This is a genomic window from Flavobacterium sp. N1994 (assembly GCF_025947145.1).
Lineage (GTDB): Bacteria > Bacteroidota > Bacteroidia > Flavobacteriales > Flavobacteriaceae > Flavobacterium.
This window is the reverse complement of the sequence record NZ_CP109999.1, coordinates 2,582,944-2,604,298: the sequence shown is the minus strand read 5'-3', so window position 1 is coordinate 2,604,298 and position 21,355 is coordinate 2,582,944. Positions and strand designations below refer to the sequence as shown.

Annotated in this window: 29 protein-coding genes; 7 read left to right on the top strand and 22 right to left on the bottom strand. The window is 33.0% G+C overall.

Annotated elements, in window-relative coordinates:
- Positions 1–75 precede the first annotated feature (75 nt).
- The 6 genes from OLM53_RS11735 (at position 76) to OLM53_RS11710 (ending at position 6,390) form a co-directional block, all read left to right on the top strand.
- A complete protein-coding gene (locus OLM53_RS11735) occupies positions 76–1,182 on the top strand; it encodes a diphosphomevalonate/mevalonate 3,5-bisphosphate decarboxylase family protein (RefSeq protein ID WP_264520422.1) in 1,107 nt (368 codons plus the stop codon).
- Entirely contained in the window at positions 1,179–2,117 is a 939-nt protein-coding gene (locus OLM53_RS11730) for a mevalonate kinase (RefSeq protein WP_264520421.1), read from the top strand. The genes OLM53_RS11735 and OLM53_RS11730 overlap by 4 nt, the downstream gene beginning before the upstream one ends.
- Positions 2,118–2,173: 56 nt before the next feature.
- Entirely contained in the window at positions 2,174–3,091 is a 918-nt protein-coding gene (locus tag OLM53_RS11725) for a geranylgeranylglycerol-phosphate geranylgeranyltransferase (RefSeq protein WP_264520420.1), read from the top strand.
- A gap of 132 nt (positions 3,092–3,223) precedes the next feature.
- Positions 3,224–4,135: a pseudouridine synthase gene (locus OLM53_RS11720; protein ID WP_264520419.1), complete on the top strand. Its 912-nt coding sequence runs from the start codon at positions 3,224–3,226 to the stop codon at positions 4,133–4,135.
- Positions 4,136–4,194: 59 nt separating this feature from the next.
- Entirely contained in the window at positions 4,195–4,557 is a 363-nt protein-coding gene (locus OLM53_RS11715) for a nuclear transport factor 2 family protein (RefSeq protein ID WP_264520418.1), read from the top strand.
- Positions 4,558–4,623: 66 nt separating this feature from the next.
- Positions 4,624–6,390, top strand: coding sequence for a DUF885 domain-containing protein (locus tag OLM53_RS11710; RefSeq protein ID WP_264520417.1), 1,767 nt, complete (start codon positions 4,624–4,626; stop codon positions 6,388–6,390).
- Between the two features lie 94 nt (positions 6,391–6,484).
- Here the strand turns inward: OLM53_RS11710 and OLM53_RS11705 are convergent, their stop codons facing one another.
- The gene (locus OLM53_RS11705) at positions 6,485–7,255 is read right to left on the bottom strand and encodes a hypothetical protein (protein ID WP_264520416.1); all 771 of its coding nucleotides are present in this window, start codon (positions 7,253–7,255) and stop codon (positions 6,485–6,487) included.
- A 341-nt stretch (positions 7,256–7,596) separates the two neighbouring features.
- On the opposite strand from OLM53_RS11705, the gene OLM53_RS11700 reads away from it, so the two are divergent.
- Positions 7,597–8,889, top strand: coding sequence for a site-specific integrase (locus tag OLM53_RS11700; protein WP_264520415.1), 1,293 nt, complete (start codon positions 7,597–7,599; stop codon positions 8,887–8,889).
- On the opposite strand, the gene OLM53_RS11695 is transcribed toward OLM53_RS11700, so the two are convergent.
- From OLM53_RS11695 to OLM53_RS11595, 21 genes are all read right to left on the bottom strand, one after another.
- Complete coding sequence (locus OLM53_RS11695) at positions 8,890–9,105, bottom strand: helix-turn-helix domain-containing protein (protein WP_264520414.1); 216 nt, start codon at positions 9,103–9,105, stop codon at positions 8,890–8,892.
- A 100-nt stretch (positions 9,106–9,205) separates the two neighbouring features.
- The gene (locus OLM53_RS11690) at positions 9,206–10,957 is read right to left on the bottom strand and encodes a DUF4209 domain-containing protein (RefSeq protein WP_264520413.1); all 1,752 of its coding nucleotides are present in this window, start codon (positions 10,955–10,957) and stop codon (positions 9,206–9,208) included.
- Positions 10,958–10,970: 13 nt separating this feature from the next.
- Positions 10,971–11,939, bottom strand: a complete 969-nt coding sequence (locus OLM53_RS11685; protein WP_264520412.1) for a TaqI-like C-terminal specificity domain-containing protein — start codon at positions 11,937–11,939, stop codon at positions 10,971–10,973.
- A 175-nt stretch (positions 11,940–12,114) separates the two neighbouring features.
- Positions 12,115–12,723 carry a formyltransferase family protein gene (locus tag OLM53_RS11680; protein WP_264520411.1) on the bottom strand — a complete coding sequence of 203 codons (609 nt, stop codon included), beginning with the start codon at positions 12,721–12,723 and terminating at the stop codon, positions 12,115–12,117.
- A gap of 56 nt (positions 12,724–12,779) precedes the next feature.
- Positions 12,780–13,262, bottom strand: coding sequence for a GNAT family N-acetyltransferase (locus tag OLM53_RS11675; RefSeq protein ID WP_264522451.1), 483 nt, complete (start codon positions 13,260–13,262; stop codon positions 12,780–12,782).
- Positions 13,208–13,846 carry a hypothetical protein gene (locus tag OLM53_RS11670; RefSeq protein ID WP_264520410.1) on the bottom strand — a complete coding sequence of 213 codons (639 nt, stop codon included), beginning with the start codon at positions 13,844–13,846 and terminating at the stop codon, positions 13,208–13,210. Before OLM53_RS11670 ends, OLM53_RS11675 begins: the two co-directional genes overlap by 55 nt.
- 53 nt (positions 13,847–13,899) lie before the next feature.
- A complete protein-coding gene (locus tag OLM53_RS11665; RefSeq protein WP_264520409.1) occupies positions 13,900–14,028 on the bottom strand; it encodes a hypothetical protein in 129 nt (42 codons plus the stop codon).
- A 177-nt stretch (positions 14,029–14,205) separates the two neighbouring features.
- Positions 14,206–14,562 carry a hypothetical protein gene (locus tag OLM53_RS11660; RefSeq protein ID WP_264520408.1) on the bottom strand — a complete coding sequence of 119 codons (357 nt, stop codon included), beginning with the start codon at positions 14,560–14,562 and terminating at the stop codon, positions 14,206–14,208.
- Positions 14,559–14,984, bottom strand: a complete 426-nt coding sequence (locus OLM53_RS11655) for a hypothetical protein (RefSeq protein ID WP_264520407.1) — start codon at positions 14,982–14,984, stop codon at positions 14,559–14,561. Before OLM53_RS11655 ends, OLM53_RS11660 begins: the two co-directional genes overlap by 4 nt.
- Positions 14,985–15,719, bottom strand: a complete 735-nt coding sequence (locus OLM53_RS11650; RefSeq protein ID WP_264520406.1) for a hypothetical protein — start codon at positions 15,717–15,719, stop codon at positions 14,985–14,987.
- Between the two features lie 2 nt (positions 15,720–15,721).
- A complete protein-coding gene (locus OLM53_RS11645; protein ID WP_264520405.1) occupies positions 15,722–16,168 on the bottom strand; it encodes a hypothetical protein in 447 nt (148 codons plus the stop codon).
- A gap of 10 nt (positions 16,169–16,178) precedes the next feature.
- Positions 16,179–16,406 (bottom strand): hypothetical protein, encoded by a 228-nt coding sequence (locus OLM53_RS11640; protein WP_264520404.1) that lies wholly within the window; start codon positions 16,404–16,406, stop codon positions 16,179–16,181.
- Complete coding sequence (locus OLM53_RS11635) at positions 16,406–16,774, bottom strand: hypothetical protein (protein WP_264520403.1); 369 nt, start codon at positions 16,772–16,774, stop codon at positions 16,406–16,408. The genes OLM53_RS11640 and OLM53_RS11635 overlap by 1 nt, the downstream gene beginning before the upstream one ends.
- A gap of 2 nt (positions 16,775–16,776) precedes the next feature.
- The gene (locus OLM53_RS11630; RefSeq protein ID WP_264520402.1) at positions 16,777–17,487 is read right to left on the bottom strand and encodes a hypothetical protein; all 711 of its coding nucleotides are present in this window, start codon (positions 17,485–17,487) and stop codon (positions 16,777–16,779) included.
- Positions 17,487–17,984 carry a hypothetical protein gene (locus tag OLM53_RS11625; RefSeq protein ID WP_264520401.1) on the bottom strand — a complete coding sequence of 166 codons (498 nt, stop codon included), beginning with the start codon at positions 17,982–17,984 and terminating at the stop codon, positions 17,487–17,489. The genes OLM53_RS11630 and OLM53_RS11625 overlap by 1 nt, the downstream gene beginning before the upstream one ends.
- 3 nt (positions 17,985–17,987) lie before the next feature.
- On the bottom strand, positions 17,988–18,860 hold the full coding sequence (locus tag OLM53_RS11620) for a hypothetical protein (RefSeq protein WP_264520400.1): 873 nt from the start codon (positions 18,858–18,860) through the stop codon (positions 17,988–17,990).
- Positions 18,857–19,351, bottom strand: a complete 495-nt coding sequence (locus tag OLM53_RS11615) for a hypothetical protein (RefSeq protein WP_264520399.1) — start codon at positions 19,349–19,351, stop codon at positions 18,857–18,859. Before OLM53_RS11615 ends, OLM53_RS11620 begins: the two co-directional genes overlap by 4 nt.
- Positions 19,335–20,201 carry a hypothetical protein gene (locus OLM53_RS11610; RefSeq protein WP_264520398.1) on the bottom strand — a complete coding sequence of 289 codons (867 nt, stop codon included), beginning with the start codon at positions 20,199–20,201 and terminating at the stop codon, positions 19,335–19,337. Before OLM53_RS11610 ends, OLM53_RS11615 begins: the two co-directional genes overlap by 17 nt.
- A 2-nt stretch (positions 20,202–20,203) precedes the next feature.
- Complete coding sequence (locus tag OLM53_RS11605) at positions 20,204–20,476, bottom strand: hypothetical protein (RefSeq protein WP_264520397.1); 273 nt, start codon at positions 20,474–20,476, stop codon at positions 20,204–20,206.
- Complete coding sequence (locus OLM53_RS11600; RefSeq protein ID WP_264520396.1) at positions 20,476–20,850, bottom strand: hypothetical protein; 375 nt, start codon at positions 20,848–20,850, stop codon at positions 20,476–20,478. The genes OLM53_RS11605 and OLM53_RS11600 overlap by 1 nt, the downstream gene beginning before the upstream one ends.
- A complete protein-coding gene (locus OLM53_RS11595) occupies positions 20,851–21,354 on the bottom strand; it encodes a hypothetical protein (RefSeq protein WP_264520395.1) in 504 nt (167 codons plus the stop codon).
- Position 21,355 lies beyond the last annotated feature (1 nt).

The following is a 21,355-nucleotide window of genomic DNA, read 5'->3' as shown; positions in this document are numbered from 1 at the left end:
TAAGTTGCTCAAATATACTAAACGAAAACGGGTTCCTTTTATAAAAAAAGTATATTTGTCAAAAATTTAGAATCTATGATTTCTGAAAAGGAGTTTCTTCCCAAATCATTTTCAACCACCATAGAAAGCGGAAGTTTTCAATGGAGTGCTCCAAGTAATATTGCTCTAGTAAAATATTGGGGAAAGAAACCAAACCAAATTCCGGCCAATCCTTCTATTAGTTTTACGCTTTCGAATTGTAAAACAATAACCAAACTTTCGTTTGTCAAAAAAAATAATGCTATTACTATTGGTGCTACTAACGAAAAGTTTTCTTTTGAATTTCTTTTTGAAGGCAAACCCAAGGAAGATTTCAAACCCAAAATTCAAAAGTTTTTGGAACGTATTGAAAAATACTGTCCCTATTTAATCGATTATCATTTTGTTATTGATAGCGAAAATACTTTTCCGCATAGTTCAGGAATCGCTTCTTCTGCCTCTGGTATGGCGGCTTTATCGATGAACATTCTAAGTTTAGAAAAAGCTTTGAATCCTGCTATGACAGAAGATTTCTTTTTTCAAAAAGCCTCCTTCTTAGCTCGATTAGGTTCCGGAAGTGCTTGCCGAAGTGTAAAAGGAAGTGTTGTGGTTTGGGGGAATCATGCTGAAATTGAGGATAGTTCGGATTTATTTGGTGTTGAATTTCCAGCTAAAATTCATGACAATTTTAAGAATTATCAAGATACTATTTTACTAGTTGACAAAGGCGAGAAACAAGTCTCAAGTACCGTTGGACACGATTTGATGCACAACCATCCTTATGCTAAGGAACGTTTTGCGCAAGCTCACTTCAATTTATCGGCCTTAAAAATAGTTTTAGAAAATGGAAATCTAGAAGAATTTATCCAAATTGTTGAGAGTGAAGCTTTGACTTTACATGCTATGATGATGACTTCGTTTCCTTATTTTATTTTGATGAAACCTAACACCTTAGAAATCATTAATCGCATTTGGAAGTTCAGAAACGAAACCAAAACTCCAGTTTGTTTTACCTTAGATGCAGGAGCAAACGTACATATTTTATATCCCGAAAACGTTAGAGATTCTGTTTTGCAATTTATTACCACTGAATTAGTTGGCTATTGTCAAAATGGTAACTATATTTGTGATGCAATTGGAACAGGAGCAAATAAAATTCTATGAAAGGACCCTTATTTTATTCAAAAATTCTTCTCTTCGGAGAATATGGAATTATAAAAGATTCAAAAGGATTATCTATTCCGTATAATTTTTATAACGGCGCATTGAAAGTGGATGAAAATCCATCACCTGAAGCTATTAAATCAAATGAAAGTTTAAAGCGATTTGTAACGTATTTAGAGCAATTACAAAACGAACAATCTGACTTAGTAACTTTCAATTTAGAAGTTTTAAAAGCTGATGTAGCTAGAGGCATGTACTTTGATTCTAGTATTCCGCAAGGCTATGGAGTAGGAAGTAGTGGCGCTTTAGTAGCTGCTATTTATGACAAATATGCTAACCATAAAATCACCGTTTTAGAAAACTTGACTAGAGAAAAACTATTGCAATTGAAAAGCATTTTCTCTCAAATGGAATCTTTCTTCCACGGAAAAAGTTCAGGTCTTGATCCTTTAAATAGTTATTTGAGTATTCCGATTCTTATCAATTCCAAAGACAATATTGAAGCTACTGGAATTCCGTCACAAAGTGCTACTGGAAAAGGAGCTGTATTTTTGTTAGACTCAGGAATTGTAGGTGAAACTGCTCCTATGGTAAATATCTTTATGGAAAACTTAAAAGACCAAGGGTTCCGTAAAATGCTTAAAACACAATTCGTAAAATACACGGATGCTTGTGTGGAAAATTTCTTAGGTGGCGATATGAAATCCTTATTTGCTAACACTAAGCAATTATCAAAAGTGGTTTTAAACAACTTCAAACCGATGATTCCGGAACAATTTCATGGTATTTGGCAACGTGGAATTGACACTAACGATTATTATTTGAAACTTTGTGGTTCTGGCGGTGGTGGCTATATTCTAGGTTTTACTGAAGATTTAGAAAAAGCAAAACAATCCTTGAAAGACTATAAATTGGAAGTGGTTTACCAGTTTTAAAACATGTATTCCGATTTTGTCATCCTGAGCGCAGTCGAAGGACTAATTTTCCCAAAATGTTAAGCCGAAAAACCAAACATTTACTACTGAAAATTGTCAGTATGTTTTCTGTGGTTCGCGGTTATAATATTCCTGTTATTGCATTAGCTCAGTATCTTTCCGCTATCTTTATTTTGGCTCCTAACAAAAGAGCGCTTGACGTCCTTTTAGATTTCAATCTATTTGTTATTGTTATTGTTTCTACTTTAACCATAGCATCTGGGTATATCATTAACAATTTTTACGACAGCAAAAAAGACTTAATCAATCGCCCTAACAAATCACAACTAGATAGATTGGTTAGTCAAAAGACAAAACTACAAGTCTATTTTTCGGTTAATTTCATTGTATTCATATTAGCTTTTTTTGTTTCTTTTCGGGCAGTATTATTTTTTTCGACTTACATTTTTCTGATTTGGTTTTACTCACATAAGTTGAAGAAAATACTAGTGGTGGGTAATTTGACTGCTTCTTTCCTAGCGGTACTCCCCTTCTTTGCGATTTTGCTTTATTATAAAAACTTGTATCCTCAAATATTTGCTCACGCTACTTTTCTTTTTCTTTTGCTATTGATTAGGGAAATGATAAAGGATTTAGAGAATATTAAAGGCGATATTGCTAATGATTACCAAACCATTCCCGCTGTGTTTGGAGAATCCTATTCTAAAAGAATTATCACTTTGCTTACCGTTTCTACTATAGTTCCGGTTTACTATTTGGTAGATATATTTGAAGTGGGTTATATGGATATTTACTTTTATGTGAGTTTAATTGTTTTGATTTTCTTTTTACAAAAGCTTTGGAAATCTGAAACAAAAGTAGATTATTTGAAACTCCATAATATGCTTAAATTCCTTGTTGTTTCTGGGGTTTTCTGCATTGTGTTGATTAATCCCGAAGTGTTGATTCACGGAAAAAGATTGTTGAAACTATAGTTTTTTCTAGCCCAGATAGGAACGGCATCCTTTTGCTTTTTGCTGCCAAAAAGCAAAAGATATAGTGGATAGCTGGAAATAGCTCCTAAAAAAGCATCTGAAATACGTATCTTTGCCCAAATTACAGAATTTATGAATAAGAAGGACGGCAATAGTAATCGAAATAGCTCACGACCAAATAGTTCGAGACCGAATTCGAATAAGCCAAAACCTGCCATGGCTAAGAGAGCCCAAGGGCCTAAGAAAGCCAAACCAACCACTGATGACGCTGCTGCAAAACGTACTGCAAAACCAGCAAAAGCAGTTCAAAACAATGTTCCAAAACCATTGAAATCGGATGATATTCGTTTGAATAAATACATTTCCAATTCGGGGGCATGCTCTCGTCGTGATGCTGATATTTACATCCAATCGGGGAATGTGAAAGTGAATAATGTGGTGATTACCGAAATGGGATACAAAGTAAAACCAGGCGATGTAGTGAATTTCGATGGATCGGTTTTAACTCCAGAACGCAAAGAGTACATTGTTTTAAACAAACCAAAAAACTTTACAACTTCTAACGAAGACGATGCTGATCATAGAAATGTATTGGAATTAGTAAGAGGCGCCACCAATGCTAAAGTGCAACCAGTTGGCAGAATGGATAAGAATACGACAGGTTTATTGTTGTTTACCAACGATACGGATATGATTAGAAAATTCAGTTTGCCTAATCAAAAATCGACTAAGATTTACCAAGTGTCATTGGATAAAAATTTGAAATTCGAAGATTTAGAGAAGATTTCCCAAGGCGTTACGCTTGATGGTCACAAATTGTATGTAGACGAAATAAGTTATGTTGATAATGAGCCAAAAACAGAAATTGGTTTGAAACTTAGAACCCCAAACGTGAAAGTAGTTCGTGCTATTTTTGAAAGTTTCAAATATGATGTATTAAAAATTGACCGTGTTTCTTTTGCTGGGTTAACCAAAAAGAATTTGCCACGTGGTAATTGGCGTTTCTTGACAGAACAGGAAATTATCAATTTGAAAAACGTATAAAAAGCTTATCTTTACCAACCTAAAATCCCAATTGATTGGGATTTTTTTTATTAGCACTTATGTCAGCAGAAAAAAATTTATCGATTGCGATGCTTTGGTTCGAAGCTTTTAACGCACACAACTTAGAAAAATTATTATCCTTATACGATGAGGAAGCCCAGCATTTTAGTCCTAAATTGAAAATCCGTCATCCAGAAACTCAAGGTTTAGTTACTGGAAAAGAAGCATTACGTAGTTGGTGGAAAGACTCCTTTGACCGATTACCAAGTTTACATTATAAAGTAACTTCACTCACTTCAAATTCGGATAGGGTTTTTATGGAATATATAAGAACCGTAGAAAACGAAGACAATATGCTTGTTGCCGAAGTCTTGGAAATCAAAGAGGGAAGAATCATAGCTTCTAGAGTGTATCACGGGTAATTTTATCATTTCATTAACAAATCCATTCAGCATAAACCTATAGTTTTACGAACTAATCCATTAACTATGAAAAACTTAAAGACTTTAACCATAATGATTTTGTTGTCATTAGTAGTAGTGAACTGTAAATCAGAAAAGAAAGCAAAAGATTTCAAAACCATTACTGATGCTTATTTTGATGGTAAAAACGAATTAGATCCTTTGGGAGCGACTCAAAATGGTCAATATAAATACAATGACCAGTTTGTATTTGAAATGACCGATTCCTTTAGAAAAAAGCAAGCGGCTTTCTTTGATAAATATGAAAATGAATTAGCATCCGTTGATACTACTGCCCTATCTGATGAAGAGAAAAACAGTTATGACATTATTAAATGGGAAGTTACTGTTGGTAAAAATTTGTTGAAATACGACACTAATTTGATGCCTATTCACCAATTCTGGGGGACTAACATCACCATGGGACAATTTGCTAGTGGGTCAAGTGCACAACCTTTTAAAACGGAGAAAGATTATAGAAATTTCTTGAAAAGAATGAATTCCTTTTCGGTTTGGGTAGATTCTGCTATGGTTTACATGAAAAAAGGAATTGACAAAGGAGTTGTTTTGCCTAAAGCTTTAACCCTAAAAGTGATTCCTCAGTTTGAAAGCATGGTAACTCCTACTGTAGAAGAGAATCTATTTTATTCTGCCATAAAATCGTTCCCTAAAGAAATTACACCTGAACAACAAGATGCTTTGAAAAAAGAATATGCTGCTGTGATTACTGAAAAATTAGAGCCTCAATTTAAAAAAATGACTGCCTTTTTGAAAGAGGAATACTTGCCCGCTTCAAGAACTACTAGCGGTATTGGTAGTTTGCCAAATGGAAAAGAACTATATAAAGTCTATGTAAAACAATGGACCACAACCGATAAAACTCCAGAAGAAATTCACGCACTTGGTTTAAAAGAAGTAGCGAGAATCAAAGCGGAAATGGAAAAGGTAAAAGAACAAGTAGGTTTCAAGGGAACTATCAATGAGTTCTTTGAACACGTTCGAACAAACCCTAAATTGATGCCATTCAAAAAGCCTGAAGAAGTGATTGCTAATTTTGAAAGAATCCATCAAACGATTATGCCTAATGTTGACAAGTTGTTTTCGTTACAACCAAAAACAGCTTTCCAAATCAAAAGAACAGAAGCGTTTAGAGAAAAATCAGCTAGTGCTGAATACAATCAAGGAACCGCAGACGGAACTAGACCTGGAACATTTTATGTGCCGATTCCTGATGTAACAACCTATAACTGTTATGGCGATGAAGATTTGTTTTTACATGAAGCCATTCCTGGACACCATTTTCAAATTTCATTACAACAAGAAAACAAAGAATTGCCTGATTTTAGAAAATTCAATTGGTTTGGCGCTTATGGTGAAGGTTGGGCTTTATATACAGAAAGCTTAGGAAAAGAATTAGGATTGTATACCGACCCATATCAATACTTCGGAATGTTAGGCAATGAAATGCACAGAGCCGTTCGATTAGTAGTAGATACCGGTATTCATAACGAAGGATGGACACGCGAACAAGCCATTAAATATTCCTTAGAAAACGAAGCAGAAACTGAAGCTGGAATCACTACTGAAATTGAACGTTATATGGCTATTCCGGGGCAAGCCTTGTCATACAAAATGGGGCAAATGAAAATCTTAGAATTGCGTAAAAAAGCACAAGAAAAGATGAAAGACAAATTTGACATCAAAGTATTCCATCAAAAAGTATTGGAATCAGGAGTGTTGCCTTTAGCGCTTTTAGAAAAGAAAATCAATCGCTGGATTGAAACTGGAAAATAGTGTCAAACGTAAAGAAAATGTTCAGTGAACATTTTTAGCGAAGGAGCCAGCAGGCGTGTTAGACTAAAAAGCCTCTCCAATTGGAGAGGCTTTTTTAATTGGCCATACTAGTTTCCATACTTTTGAAATCGATGGGTTTCCCATCAACATCAAAAAATTCGTAATTGTATTTTAGTTTTCCTTCTATCTCCTCAATCTTAACTAACATTTGGTAGAAGCCTTGACTCCATTCAATAATCAAATGGTATTCATAATCGCCAACACCAAAACTTCCCGGAAGATTACTAGTGTAAATCAGTTTCTTCGACTTAAGATTTAACGTGTTAACCTCAATGTTTTCATAAACTCCTAATTCTTCATTGTCAACTTTTTTTCCAGTATAATCAACATTGGCTGTAGCCACTGCTTTTTTCTTTTTCTCTTTGTTCCGGTTGTAATCATCTTTAACAGAAAAAATAACATCCTTTAAAGAGTTTTTTCCAGCATTCAATAAATAGAAACGTATTTGGTGATGGTACATTAGTTTATGTACTTTCTTAGACCCTTTTTCGTTTGTGCTACCTTCATCTTCACTCAAATCATTATCAACAATCTCAATGATAGGCATGTTTTGACCAATACCATTACTCATCGATTCTGATTTTAAGCTTTTCATTTTTTGTTCTGCTTCTTCAACAATTTTGTCTTTTTGAACAATTTCAGCATGCAGGACTTCTATTTGTTTGATAGCTTCATCTAATTCTCTTTGTTTTTTGGATGAAATAGAACTACTAGTGTTTTTATAAAGTAAATAAACCGAAAACGCAAGCAAAACAAATCCCAAAAACGCCAAAACCGCTGTCATCATAAGCTTTTTCCCTTTCATTAGAATTTTAAATTTTAATCAAATGATTTTGATTTGGTAAAAATAAATGAATTTTCAAAATTTAAAACAGTCCCTATTAATAAACTGTAAACATTATTATTAACTATGATTGAAACAAAAAAAGCTTCTAAAATGAGAAGCTTTTGTGCGGGTAATAGAAATCGCACTCGTGATTAACCAAAATTCAATAAAATTAAACATCCCTTTATTTTAAAGCCTTAACAAGGTTTTTTGTGCTGTTTTAACTTCTATTAATTTACCAAAATTAACATCAATTAATAAATTACGGGGAATATACGGGGAATGAAAAATATTTTATATTTGTAAAAAAACCAAAAAGTATGGCTACTGGCAAATTTAGGATTAAAACTAGTAATGATTGGAACACTATTTTTTATAGATTTAAACATAGTAATTTATTCGATATTGAATGTTCAATAGGAATGCAAATTCCAAATAAAAGATGGAGTGAATCAAAACAAGAAGTTTTAGCGACAACCGATGTTAACTATAAAGAAATAAATAATAAGCTAAAAGAACTTAATACTTATATCCGAAAAGAGTTTGGCGATGCAACACTCAAAGCTGAAACAATAAATACAAATTGGTTGAAAGAGAAAATAAACATCTTTTTTAACCGAATAACTGATAATGAAGATGTAAATGCAAGTGTGTTTTTTACTAACTATATACTTTCTTTTATTGAAGAATCTAAAATTAAAAAAACTAGAAATAACACCCCTATCAAACCAAGAACAATTCAACACTACAATACTACCCTTAATAAAATTTTAGCTTTTGAGAACCACACTAGAAGTAAAATTAAACTTACTGACATCACAATCTCCTTTCATACAAAATTTGTTGACTTTTTAGAAAAAGAACAAAAACTAAACCCCAATACTATTGGTGGCTATATTGACGATATTAAATTATTTTGTAACAACGCAGACAAGAAAGGATTCACAATTACTAAGGAATTTAAGCTTGCAGAATTTTACTCGCCAACTAATAAAACAAATGACATTTATCTCAAAGAAGATGAAATAAACGCCATATACCACGAAGATTTCGAGCAAGACTATTTAGACAATGCTAGAGATTGGTTTATTATTGGTTTGAGAACTGGATTTAGGATTTCCGACTTTCTAAAACTAACAAAAAAGAACCTTGTCGATGGTTTTATAGAAAAACAGACTATCAAAACAGACTTTCCGGTTATTATCCCAATTCATAATCAAGTAAAGGCTATTTTAGAAAAGAGAAATGGGAGTTTCCCTAGAAAAATAAGCGACCAAAAATTTAATGATTATATCAAGATTATTTGTGAAGAAGTTGGATTTAAAGAGGTTGTTGAAGGCGCAAAGATTTCAGAAATTATAATTAAGAAAAACGGTAAAAAAGAAAAAATACACAGAAAACAAATTGGTAAATTTCCAAAACACGAACTGGTAACTTCACACATTTGCAGACGCTCATTTGCAACCAATTTATATGGCAAAATTGACACGCTTACAATTATGAAAATTACTGGTCATAAAACCGAAGCTCAATTTTTAAGCTATATAAAAATTACTCCTAAAGAATATGCAGAAAAGTTAAAAGCTTATTGGAAAAATTCAGCAATTATTTAACTAATTTATTTGAATCAAAGCTTTCTTTAGCTCTCCCTTTTTATAATAAACACGATTGCCAATACCGTAGGCAGTAACCTTGCCTTTTTTTGTCCAATGCCATAAAGTGGTAGAATTTATTTTTAGAAATTCAGCCGTTTCAGCTCTTGTTAATAAGGCTTCATCATTTTGCGATGAAATAAGCTTTGCAATCCTAGTTTCAATCTTATCAGCCAATTTATCAGCAATGATTTCTGTTAATTCCTAGAGTGAAATATTTTCTATTTGTACTAGTTCTCTCTTAACCATCTAATAAATAAATTTTCATTTAGTAATTTTATTGTTTTACAACCAAATTATATTTCCCCAATCTCAGAAAACATAGAAAAACTAATGCAACATTATCAAACGAATAATTAGAAAAGCTAAAAAAAGCGTGTGCAATATTGTTTCTTATATCTTTTCCTTTTCTAGTAAATGTGAATTTAAAAAGTTCAATATCTCTTTCTGTGAAAAGTTCTTTTATTTTATCATTGTCAATCAATTCTTCTAATAATTGTTCTTTCATTAAACCATCCTTATCAACTTTCGTACTATTGCCTCCACACAATCTAATAAAATCCCTTAAAGCACCTTCAAATTTTAAAGTTAAAGAATCTAATGCTAAAATATAATTATTAACCTTATTTGTTGAAAGCAACATCGAAATTTCATATTGTGTAAAAAAGTTATAAAGTCCGGGAGCTATTAAAGTTATCCAGTTAGTTTCTTCATCAATTTTATTATTTCTTAATACTCTTTCAAATTTATACTGGTACCAAGTATACTCATGTAAGTAATCATAAATTTTTTGATAAGTGAAATGTCCGTCTAAAATCCCCTTTCTAAAAACTTTAATAAAAAGAATGAAAAATGATAATTGCAATCCTATTAAATAGTTCTGAAAAATTTGATTTTCTAATTTTTGACTTTCATTGGGTTCTGAAAAATTTAAATTAATATCTAATGTGGTAACTGAAACAAGCCTTTGAAAAGAATTGTTAAATGTCTTTTCGGCACTTTTTTTGTTTTCCTTTGGGTCAACTAAGATACTTTCTTCGAAAGAGAAAATAGCCAATATTTCTTCGGTTGAATATTTTAAAATAGCTTCAGTTTTTTTATCAACATATTCATTTATCTTTAAGTTCAATTCTTCATCTATAGCAACTTGTACACGTCCAAGATTGATTACTTTTTTTAATTGATTATATTGTTCTGAACATTTTTGATATTCAACTTCTTGTGTTGTGTGTTTTAAATACCTACACTTCTTTCCAAAACTTAATAATCTAATGAAGCTATCTTCTGAATGTTGTTCAATAACTTGGTCTTCATTTTTTGCTAATAATAAATATAATTCCTCTTGTGGAATATTCAATTTTTTATACAAATCCAGTCCAAGAGAAAGATTTTGAGAATTAAAAAAGTAGTCGTCATTGTACCAGTTAGGTATATCAATAATTAATTCCTTAAGTTCAATATTTTTATGACTTTTTAGTTTAACAAACAAATTAAGAAGTAAACTTTTTTGACTACTATCAGCTTTTGATGCTAATTCTAAAAAAAACTTTTTTAATTCTTCTCTCTTATGTTTTGATTTACAAGAAATAAATAATAATGAAGCAACTATTTTTATAACCTTAAAAAAATCATTTTCTTGTTTGCTTTTTAATAATTCAAAATAATTATCAATGGCTATTTCTGCAAATTTTATATTTTTTGTTTCTTGCCAAATTATATGCGAATATTTGGCTTTCATTATTAAATTATTCGTTTCGTTCAATCGCTTTTCGATATAAACAATTTCATTGGTGTTGAAAAATTGAAATTTAATAGTATTTCCGATAGAGTTCGTTAAGTTTAAATTACTTTTTAATTCCCCATCATTTATATAAAATGAAAGTACTTTTCTTTCGATGGTAATTTTTTTATTTGATGCCACTGAAGCTACGTTAACTATGGGAATGTTGGCTAATATTTTCCACTCATCAATAGATTTTAGTTCTTCCAAATACAAATAAAATGACTTTATATCATTGTGCTTTCTCATAGTTTATTAAACACTAACTATTTTCAACAATTGCAATTTCCTCATTATTCAAACCATACAACTCATAAACCATTGCATCAATAGCTTTGTCTGTAGTGTCAATCTGCGTTTTTATGGTGTTTAATTTAGTTGCTTCGGTAGTAAAATATTCTTCCCACTCTGCTTCTTGCGATAGTGTGAGTTTTATTTTTAGTTTACCCAGTTCTTTTATAAAATCAGCATAAGATAACAAATACCAATCTTGCAATTTTTTAGGCAAAACATCTAACTCAAATTTGCGTTGTAATGTTCTTTGAAACTTTTGCGATTGTTCTTGTAATTCTTTGTTTAAATCTTGAATTAGGTTTACTTTATCCGCAAAATCTAATTGTTTATCATCATCAATATCTGCAATTGGTAATGATTTTATTATACTGGGTTTAACTTCGGCAAAAACTTTACCAACTTGTGGGCATTTAGCTTTGTAGATAAAATCAAATAGTTTAGAATTAATTAGGCTAATCAAATATTTTAAATTGTAGCTACTTGTAATCACAAATAATGAATTTTGAGGATAGAATAAATTATTATCAACAACAGCTCTCAAATCGTGGCTTGTTCTTCTTAATAGTATTTTTTCAGATTTAATTTTTAGTTCGTTTGATGCGTACATTAAATTTTTTCCATACAAAATGAATTCATTATCATTAAAATCTAATTTATATCTATTTACATCTGTTCCTGTGACTAATGGAAACCATTCATCATTTATCTTTGTATTTGAGTGATATATTCTATTATCAACCATTTCTCTTGTTTGTGGAGGTGTACCGTGTCCGACTTGGTAAGGTTTTATTCCAAATATAATTTCACTGCTATTTTCAAATGGCTTTGATATTGTTTCAAGTTTCTTAATAAAATTATGGCTTGTAATACTTAATTCGATTACAATTCTGTTTAGTTCATCACTTATATAATCGCGAAAACGAAATGTAAGACACATTAAAACGAAATGTGCAATTTTTTTCGTGTCGGTTAACAAATATATAACTTTATTTAAAGCTGGTTTAATCAGTGTTTAAATACCATAAAAAAAGAGTAAAAACTTCACTTTTTTAGTGTTTTTTTACTCTTTTTATTTGGTAGTTTCCTATGTATTCACTATCTTTACTATGTATTTAAGTTGAGGGTGAACCATGTTGTTCTATCATCAACAAATCAGGTTTGAATACATCTTTGACATCTGTGTTTGGCTCAAAAGTGCTATATCTAGCATCTTGTGGTACCTTTATTATTTTACCGGCATTAATATCAATCAAAGCCTGTTTTATCAATCTTAATCCCATATCCTGAAGCTCATACTCCCACAACCGTTTAGCAGCTTTCTTTGGATCCATAGAATAAAGCTTCGGGTCAATGAATACCCAGTCTTGGTAAGCAATATCACCTCTATCAATCCCATCATTAAGCCAAAAGACTGAACCACCTGTAATGGGGTCGCGCATTCTGATAGCCCATTCTATTGATGACCTACCCCGATGACGTGGTAATAAACTTGGATGATATCCAATCCAACCGATTTTAGCCTTATATCTCGTTTTTCTGCCAATATAATCAAAAGAGTGAGCCGTAATGCCAATATCTACATTATCGGGCATTGTATCGGCTTTTAATGAACCCGATGGAATAATAGACACTCCAAACTTATGAGCTGTTTTAGTTAGATACTTATCATCTACCGGAGAGCATACTCCAACTATCTCGACAAAATCAAGTTGAGATATCATACTAAACACTAATTCGCCAAAATACTTTTGACCGCTAATAAAAACTCTTAATTTTTTCATTTTCCTATATACTTAAAACTTTGAACTGCACGGAAATGACCGCCATAACCACAGCCAGTTATACTGCCTTTTTTTCCAGTTTTTGTTATACTTGCATTACTCCTGGTCTTATTGGCTCCATACAGCATTGCACCAGTTTGTTTCCAAACACCGGCATTGCGTAAATAACCGGAAAGCTGTGGATGACTTGTATGGAAAAAGGTAGAGTACTTATGCCCACATCTACCATTACCCTCCAAATGGTATTGCATTACTTCATTTAAAAAAGCTGTACCAACTCCGGCTCCTTGCCACTCAGGCATAACAACTAATCTAGTTGCCCTATATGCCTTAGCTGTGAACAATGGGCAAACTGCAACATGAGCAACCAACTCGCCATCAACAACTCCAACGAAATACTCAGCAGCGGGTGGGTGAGGTAGATCTAAATAATAATGCTCTTTAAATTCTTTCCAGTAACTTCCGCTGACCTTCCAAATATCAAGTTTGATTTGTGGTCGGTTCCCGATTTCAATTTTTTTTTTAATACTTTGGTGTTTAAGTCATACACCCAGTCTGGTTGGAGCCATTCAATAATATCATAGTGGCACGAAAGTAAAACTACCTTTTTCCCTTTATTACGCCGCCAACCTTTACCAAATGCCATTGCGCCAATTTTAGCAATTTGACGGTCAACCACACTAGTGAATTCATCAACTACTACCTCGTCAGGTGCCTCAGTAATTAATCTAGCGAGACCCGCTCGGAACTGCTGACCATTTGAAAGCGCATTTAAAGGACGTAACCAGCTAGGAACATCGCCCAATCCAACAGCTGCCAAAGCTCCAGTTACAGTATTGAAGTCACCTTCCGGTAAAATACAGTCAACAATGGGCTTCCCAAAATCCCAACCTTCATATAAATCGACAATCTTATTTTCTTGAAAAAACTGTCTACCAACTGAAGACTTACCGGAACCACTTGCGCCAATGATTAAACCAATACCCCATTCCAAACTATCAATATCAATGTCAAACTCTTTATTAAAGCTTGAACCATCCTCAGCATTAAACAATGATTTCACTCGCTGAGCTCTATAGCTTTCAAAATTCTTTGTACTATTATTTACTATAATTTTCACGTTGTAACTACTTTTAGTTTTTTACCCTCTTTTTGTAACTCCTCAAAAACGCGCTTTTGCTCGTCTTCACTCTCACAAATGACAATCACGCCATATTGTGGTTTGTAATTAAATTCTTTTGCCATATCTATAAATTTTAGTTTACTTTGCAGCTCTCACGGATTTTATAAAATAGCGAAGCCACAGCATAGAAGACTTATGTCCTCCAACGCTGTGGCTTTGTGCTATAAATTTAAAATACCGTGAGAAGTTTTTAAATGTTGGAGGGCTTTTTTTATTCTCTCCTCCAGAGAATTATAGTGTTATTCCTTGTAGTGTTTTAAAATCAATACAACTGAAACTCCAGAAAATACTACTGCAAAAATCCAATTGGGGTATAACATAGCGAAAAGACCGCCAAATACTCCCGCTACAGCAGTTATATATACTTTATTGATATCTTGATTAACTTTAAACTTTTCCTGCTGCCATTTATCCCATTTAAAGCAAATGAAACCTGCCGGTAGTAATCCAATCAAAGGAGTAAAATAGTTATTCCAATACTCAGCAGTCAATGGAAAGTTTTTTGTGTTAAGTCCACACATTAAAAAGAAATCATAGTCAATTGCTATTCCAATTAAGATGTGGTATAGCGTTCTAAGAGTTAAGTACTTTTTCATAATTGTATATTGTTAGCTTCTATAAATATTTCATCAACTTGTTCATCTGTCATTTGTAAAATGCCTTGTAACAAAACTACCGTTTGACTTTGCCTTTCTATTGTTGTCCCAAATTGCCAAATATTGAGTGCAGCAGTTTTTATTGGATCCTCCAAACTATTTAAAGCATCTTCAATAATGGTTTGCTTATCATTAAGCTTCAAAATAGTTCTTATTCTCCAAAGAGCAACTTCTAAAGGAACAGGAGCCACTTCACTAACTGGAACACCTTCATAAAAAAGTTTCTTTGTAAAATCATAATAAGGATTGTTAAATTCTCCTTGAGGATAATCGTCAATAATAAATTGATCTGCACTGATTTCTACTTCAATCGCAGTAAGATAAATTACTTTTCCTGTTTGTTTCTCAACGACTGTTTTCATTTAAACTTTGATTTCAACACTTTCTATTTGGCAAGTTGACAATGAACTAGTTGGTGTTATTGATATAAATAAATAGATATTATTACTGGTATTATCACAAGCAAATGAAACCGGACTTGCATAAGCTCCGTAATCTGAATAGTTATTAGTTCCAGCCGTCGTGAGCGCTGCATTTAAAATATTACCGCTTTTTAGTGTAAACTTTCTAGTTATTTGCATATTAGGATTGAAATTACCTCCTGTTTGAACCAATGCAATTAAATTGGCAGTAGCAAAATTATTGGTTGAATTTATTTTAACTGATACAGTATAGGCGGAGCTACTTCCACTTCGTGTTGAGTAAATAAATAAATCTAAAAAGCCACTTGATGGTAAAGTGCCTGGCGTTATAGTATAGGTTTTTGCTAAAGCTTCAGTTGTGACTCCAGTAATAGGCACAGCCGTCGTATCATTAACTATTCTTTTAACTCTACTCGCTAATTCGGTAGTAATAGCATTCTGAGTCATTGACCCATCAGTCGCGGAACCTGTACTAGTATAAAGCTTACCTTTCCCTTTTACCGAACTACTTGCATCTGGAACTGGATTAGTTAAATCCAATGATTTCACATTACCGGCATCATCTCTATAAAATAAAAGTTTGTCCTTTTGGTTAATGGCAATTTCGCCATCAGCCAAAGAACTTGGTACCGTTCCGGTAGTATTACTTCTTTTTATTTTAATAGTATTTGCCATAGTTAAAATGTACCGCCGTCAATGGTTGAATTAGCATCAAGCTTTGAGGCAAGAGATGCAGTTATTGTTGATGCAAAATTTGGATCGTTACCCAATGCATTAGCAAGTTCATTCAAAGTGTCTAATGCACCTGGTGCAGAATTTATCAAAGCATTGATTGCAGCAGTAACAGATGCTGTAGTAGCATAATTAGCGGCAGCAACACCACCCAATTTATCTGCATTGTCGGCATTATCTACCTTACCATTATTGTTAGTGTCATAAACTGACTTTTGCATATCAGCTCCGGCACCAGCCACAACAAAAGGACCTACTATGGTACTAACATCCTTTTTAATATAAAAGGCATTATCAGGAGCAACAAAAATGATTTCTCGAGTTGCCTGAAAATCGGTAAGCGCTGGAGCTCCCGTTGTTGTTTTAGTTCTAAGTCTAATTATATTACTCATAATCTTTTATTTAAAATATTAATCCACCGTCAATAGTTGGGTTTTGGTTTTGGTTGTTCCATTCCTCTTCAGTACCTATAAAACCATATTTAAGCGCAATCTGATAAGCTGATAATCCATCCCTGAAAACAGATAAAACTACATTAACGGACATAGCTTGAACAACCTCAATAATGTCAGGTTTGCCACAAGTTACTGTTGCTTTAATTGCTTCCGGTGATGTAATGGTTACAATCATTATTCAACTATTTTTTTAACTCCTTTAAATACTACTCTGCTTGAGTTTTGCTCAATGATTTCAAAGTAAAAATCACCTGAGGTTAAATTCTGTTTAGCCGGAGCAATAATTAAAGTCATTATTTTTTCAATAACCTCAATAGTTTTATAAACTACAGGCTCTGCGGGTGGAGCATCGACTTGAACATCAAAAGTTTCTGGAATAGTAAGAGCTGTCGTTTTTTTATCCGTTGTCCAAACTTTGTAGACATAAGAGCCAACCCAATTTTGCTCAGCCTCAAAATAAATCGGTACAATTTCATTTTTACCAATAGTCGCAATGTTTACAATACCCGCTATACTTGGGTCTATAGTTACCTGTTGTTTCATAATTATAATTGTTCAAATTCTATGTAGGCATGAGAAAACTCACCGCCATCAGATGTAGCTCCTTGTTGTGGAAAATAAACATTTTTTAATGCTACAAATCCTCCTTGATTAAACCAGGATGCCTTTACAAAACCTCCAGTATCAATAGTTATATTTAAAGGATCCTGAATTCTCACAACAGTCGTAGGAAAAAAAGGAATATTTGTTAACCAATAATCATCTACTTGATTTACTGTAATTTCATATCCTAAGCTATTTACTGATGCATCAAAAACATCACCACTTAGCGTCCCAAATGCTATTTTTCGACTAGGTAGAGTTGGCTCTGGTATATCAGTTGAACTTAAAAATATGAATTGGGCTTCAGTCAATGGAACATGTCCTATTCCATAAGTTCCCTCTTTACCAACAAATGCATAGACATACTGAATTTCTCCAACTTTATAAACTACAAAAGAAGGCTCTAAAAACGTTCTAGCAGTGTTAGTATTAAGATAAGTAATGAATGGAACTGAAATTGTACCTAAGTCAATCTTTCTGCTAGGATGAAAATTAGCCGGGTTAGGATTAGCAATAGCCCAAAGTACTGTTAATCTATTCAATAAAAAATTATAGTCAGCAGCAGACTCATACGTTTTTGGGTCTTTACCAACTGCCCAGGCTAATCGCTCAGGAGTATCAATTTTTTGAGGTGGATTTCCGTTCTGTAACATTAGATTGTATGTTGAGAGATTGTTAATAATCTTGAGTAATACGCTGCCAAGAACGCATCAATGTTAGCATCAAGTAAAGAGTAAAGCGTGTTACTCATGGTTTTGATTTTTGAGTTGCCACGGTTCTTTTCTATTGCTAAGTAAAATAAACGGCTAACCTCGTCCATTGGGAACTGTTGACCATCATAAGTAAACTTATCATCATCAATAGCCTGTTTTTTTAACCGTTCAGACTTCACTCCCATGATAATATTGTACTCAGTTTCAAAAACAGCCATTTCGCCTGGTGTTCTATCTTCTAAAACTCCACTAACAATTTTTAAAGGACAAACACCAAAAACATTAATAGGATTAGGTAAGTCATCCTCAGAGATAATTAAAGGATCATCCGCATACTCAGAAGCGGCAAACTCAGTAGGAGTAAAATTACCAACTGAATTCCAAGATATAAATGGTTTATCTGGACGTGAAATTGCACTGAAATATGTCTTTTTCATAGCTTAGTTATTATTTTTTGGTATTAAAATATAATCAAAGGTCAATGCCTGACCGCTAAAATTACCCCTATCCTGTAACGATAATTGGAAGGATGTTGACGTTTTATTTCTAATTCCCCAAATGACTGCACTATCAGCAGTCCAAGCAGAACCTGAACCCTCTAATGCCCCAACTACTTTGTAATTAGCAGTACCTATATCTGCAAAGCTTATCGTTACCAATTGCTCACTCGTAATCAAATCACCATGAACATAAGTTCCTTGCTTTAGGTAAGTCAATAATAAACCAAGAGGTTTATTTTTAATGTAAGCATCAGATGTGATATCGGTCTCTAACCAATCAACTTGAACGTTTACCTCTGCATTGGCAGCAATTCCGTTAAGCTTAGCTAATAATGCAGCCGTGAAGTTTTCATCTGTATGAACATATCCGGCATCATGTACGAGGTCAGCAGGAACGTCTATTAAAGTTGACCACGGCACTACATCATTGTATGGTATTCTAGTAAATGCACTAAGCGCAGTTCCTGTCGCATCTACAATTGCATTGGTTACCGTAAACACAACTGGATTAGTTCCGTTTTCAAATGATAACGAACCTGTAGTAACATTCTTTTTAATTTTAGTTCCGGTTGTTTCAGTTCCAGTTGTAGTACCCGCAAAAGGACAAAGAACACCATCTATGTACATGATACCAGGAGCAATATTTCCCGCTGCAAATTCACAACCTGAAACAATAAATTTTCCGCTATTTGGTACTCTCAAATGACCCATCAAGGCATCAAGAATTCCAAAGTAAGTAGACTGCATTTTATCAAATGTCGGTTGCTCCAATCTATAACCACCTAACTGGCTAAAATCTATAATATTACTCATATCGTGTAAGTTTCAATATTGTATAATCTTCCTATATATTCATATTTCCCAAATTCAGCTCTTAAATCCTGCTCATCAAAAACTACAGTGTCCGGTATAAAAATTGTAAAGCTGTATTCATTCAAAGTTTCATCTTCTTGATTTATAAAAACCTGAATAGTATTACTCGAGTCACCCAAAAAAACTGGGTTATTTTCTAAAGGCTGATAAATAAATACTTCCTGTATCTGAGCAACGTTTGTAATGTAAATTTTCTTTGTTTCATCATGTTGACTAGGATTATAACCTTCAATATTGTAATAATCATTTAAAACCTTTTCTAAATAAATCTTTCTACCATCGTGTTGAAGCGTGTAAAAAGTTTCATTATAAATCCTAATCAATGCAGAAATAAACGTATCAAAAAGAGCAAGGAATTTTGGCTTTCTTTTGAAAGTTGGCAAAAGCTCTCGTATCAAAACTGAAAAGTCAACTTTATCCCAAAGTACCATTACTCTTATAGTTTATAGTTAAATCAGCATCAAGTATTTCAAAATGCCCGGAGTTTGCAATTTTATAAATCCCCAAATCCATAAAAGGAAGTGACTCATATTTCCATTGTAATAATAGAGTTTGAAAATCAACAACTCCTGCCGCCTTTTGTATATAATCCTCAAGTTTGCTTTTTGATAGAGCTCCATTAAACTCAAGGTTTCTCAGGTACTCTTTAATTGCATCTTTTACAGGGTAAATCTCTTCAGTTGTATTTTTTAATTTACCGGTTGAAATTTCAATTATTAACGGATCGATATAAACATCAATTGTAAGCTTGATTTGATCAGGTGCTTTATTTATCAATGTTACATTAACACCAGGCTGAGTATTTTTATTTATGTAATATAAAATCGCAATTGCTTGGTCATTTGTGACTGGAGCTGTTGTAGCTCCACTTTCAGTTGCTATTTTTACTAAAATCCCTCTTGAGGTAGTTAATACGGCACATCTTTTTATTATCATTCTAGAAGCAACTTCAGCAGATGTTAAACCGGTAGTGTCAAACTGAAATTGATTATTTGCCCAAATAATAGGACACCCATCAATATAAGACATCACCATTGATTGATAATTAGGAATATTTTGGGGTCTTGTTTTAGCAGCGTTTGAAGAAACAACTTTTTCATGTAGCCAAAGAGAAAAAGAAAATATCCAAATAAATAAACGCCAGTTGGCAACCTTACTACTTGAAGTGGCTCCGCTCGCAGTTATCTCAGAATCTGTTAAAACATCTAAAGCATTTAGCTGTGAAGCTTCTGCTTTTTTATCTAACATTATTTGTTGTATTTCTCTAAATCTTGCATCCATTGTTAAAATGATATTGGGAATTCGCCTTCAGGGAATCCAAATGAAACAGTTGGTTCGGTATATTTTGTTCCAACTACTATATTGTTTTTTTTAAAATAGTTTGCTACTTGCTCAAAAGTATTATCGCTATTTGGTATAATTATTTTTTGTCCTGGTACTAACTCTTCAGTAACTGAAATCTCATTAGCTACAGCCAAATCAAAAGCAGCGAAAACGCTTCCGCACTCTTGTACCGCGATATCTAATAAAGATTGGTTATGTCGAATTATTGCCATTATTTATTAGCAGATTTTAATTGACGGTTTTCTTTTTTTAATTCAGTAATCTCCTGCTGTTGAAGCTTTATTTTTCGAGCTTGTAATTTAATTTCCTCTTCCAGCATCGAAACTTTTCGATTCATCATTTGCTCAAATTCACTTACTCTATCTTCATATCGCTGCTTTAAGTCTCCTATAATATCTTTATAATGACTTGACAGTTTTATATCATTATCAATAGCAACAGAGTCCGCGGCTTCCTTTCCCTGTAATACTTCAACCTTTATTTTTTCAATGTCTTGTTTATACTTTGACCTCATAAAAATTGAGGTTAAAAAACCGGAAGCGATTGATGCAGTTATAATACTGCCTATTAGCTCTAAAATACCCATTTAACTATCCTTTAAAAACTGATTAAACCTATTTTCAATGCCATTAAAAGTGGCTACATTATTAAGTGTCGTAGTATTGCCATTACCTCCAGTGGTTGTAACTAAAAAACTCATTGATTTAATGCCAATAAGTAAATCAGATACTAATTTCTTTAAGGTTTCATTTTGCTTTTTTAAGAGGAAGCCATCTCTATCAATTTTAAATTGAACTTCTCCAAAATGATAATCCAAACTTTCAAGCTCTGAGTAATATTCAACATAAAGCTTGTGTAAGTCCTCCATAATTGGGCTCACTAAAACATCACTTCCAACTTTAGGAAATAAATAAGATTTCTTATTATTTCCATCTATGACAGCCGACAAACGAACATCCGGAAACTCAATATCATCATCAGAAACAACACAGGTTCCATCTTCCTTATTTACAGAAACAACAGTAACTGCAAACGTATGAACACCACGCTCTTTTAATTTTCTGAATGCATCCTCAAGCTCCTTAGTCATT

Bases quoted from the DNA above. Each gene is read 5' to 3' on its own strand.
- OLM53_RS11705 (WP_264520416.1), bottom strand. From the start codon at position 7,255: ATGAAAGGGAAAAAGCTTATGATGACAGCGGTTTTGGCGTTTTTGGGA.
- OLM53_RS11610 (WP_264520398.1), bottom strand. From the start codon at position 20,201: ATGGATGCAAGATTTAGAGAAATACAACAAATAATGTTAGATAAAAAA.
- OLM53_RS11630 (WP_264520402.1), bottom strand. From the start codon at position 17,487: ATGTTACAGAACGGAAATCCACCTCAAAAAATTGATACTCCTGAGCGA.
- OLM53_RS11620 (WP_264520400.1), bottom strand. From the start codon at position 18,860: ATGAGTAATATTATAGATTTTAGCCAGTTAGGTGGTTATAGATTGGAG.
- OLM53_RS11665 (WP_264520409.1), bottom strand. From the start codon at position 14,028: ATGGCAAAAGAATTTAATTACAAACCACAATATGGCGTGATTGTCATT.
- OLM53_RS11600 (WP_264520396.1), bottom strand. From the start codon at position 20,850: ATGGGTATTTTAGAGCTAATAGGCAGTATTATAACTGCATCAATCGCT.
- OLM53_RS11645 (WP_264520405.1), bottom strand. From the start codon at position 16,168: ATGAGTAATATAATTAGACTTAGAACTAAAACAACAACGGGAGCTCCA.
- OLM53_RS11615 (WP_264520399.1), bottom strand. From the start codon at position 19,351: ATGGTACTTTGGGATAAAGTTGACTTTTCAGTTTTGATACGAGAGCTT.
- OLM53_RS11715 (WP_264520418.1), top strand. From the start codon at position 4,195: ATGTCAGCAGAAAAAAATTTATCGATTGCGATGCTTTGGTTCGAAGCT.
- OLM53_RS11640 (WP_264520404.1), bottom strand. From the start codon at position 16,406: ATGATTGTAACCATTACATCACCGGAAGCAATTAAAGCAACAGTAACT.
- OLM53_RS11710 (WP_264520417.1), top strand. From the start codon at position 4,624: ATGAAAAACTTAAAGACTTTAACCATAATGATTTTGTTGTCATTAGTA.
- OLM53_RS11680 (WP_264520411.1), bottom strand. From the start codon at position 12,723: ATGATATCTCAACTTGATTTTGTCGAGATAGTTGGAGTATGCTCTCCG.
- OLM53_RS11725 (WP_264520420.1), top strand. From the start codon at position 2,174: ATGTTAAGCCGAAAAACCAAACATTTACTACTGAAAATTGTCAGTATG.
- OLM53_RS11650 (WP_264520406.1), bottom strand. From the start codon at position 15,719: ATGGCAAATACTATTAAAATAAAAAGAAGTAATACTACCGGAACGGTA.
- OLM53_RS11655 (WP_264520407.1), bottom strand. From the start codon at position 14,984: ATGAAAACAGTCGTTGAGAAACAAACAGGAAAAGTAATTTATCTTACT.
- OLM53_RS11720 (WP_264520419.1), top strand. From the start codon at position 3,224: ATGAATAAGAAGGACGGCAATAGTAATCGAAATAGCTCACGACCAAAT.
- OLM53_RS11730 (WP_264520421.1), top strand. From the start codon at position 1,179: ATGAAAGGACCCTTATTTTATTCAAAAATTCTTCTCTTCGGAGAATAT.
- OLM53_RS11735 (WP_264520422.1), top strand. From the start codon at position 76: ATGATTTCTGAAAAGGAGTTTCTTCCCAAATCATTTTCAACCACCATA.
- OLM53_RS11625 (WP_264520401.1), bottom strand. From the start codon at position 17,984: ATGAAAAAGACATATTTCAGTGCAATTTCACGTCCAGATAAACCATTT.
- OLM53_RS11700 (WP_264520415.1), top strand. From the start codon at position 7,597: ATGGCTACTGGCAAATTTAGGATTAAAACTAGTAATGATTGGAACACT.
- OLM53_RS11635 (WP_264520403.1), bottom strand. From the start codon at position 16,774: ATGAAACAACAGGTAACTATAGACCCAAGTATAGCGGGTATTGTAAAC.
- OLM53_RS11690 (WP_264520413.1), bottom strand. From the start codon at position 10,957: ATGAGAAAGCACAATGATATAAAGTCATTTTATTTGTATTTGGAAGAA.
- OLM53_RS11595 (WP_264520395.1), bottom strand. From the start codon at position 21,354: ATGACTAAGGAGCTTGAGGATGCATTCAGAAAATTAAAAGAGCGTGGT.
- OLM53_RS11660 (WP_264520408.1), bottom strand. From the start codon at position 14,562: ATGAAAAAGTACTTAACTCTTAGAACGCTATACCACATCTTAATTGGA.
- OLM53_RS11685 (WP_264520412.1), bottom strand. From the start codon at position 11,939: ATGTGTCTTACATTTCGTTTTCGCGATTATATAAGTGATGAACTAAAC.
- OLM53_RS11605 (WP_264520397.1), bottom strand. From the start codon at position 20,476: ATGGCAATAATTCGACATAACCAATCTTTATTAGATATCGCGGTACAA.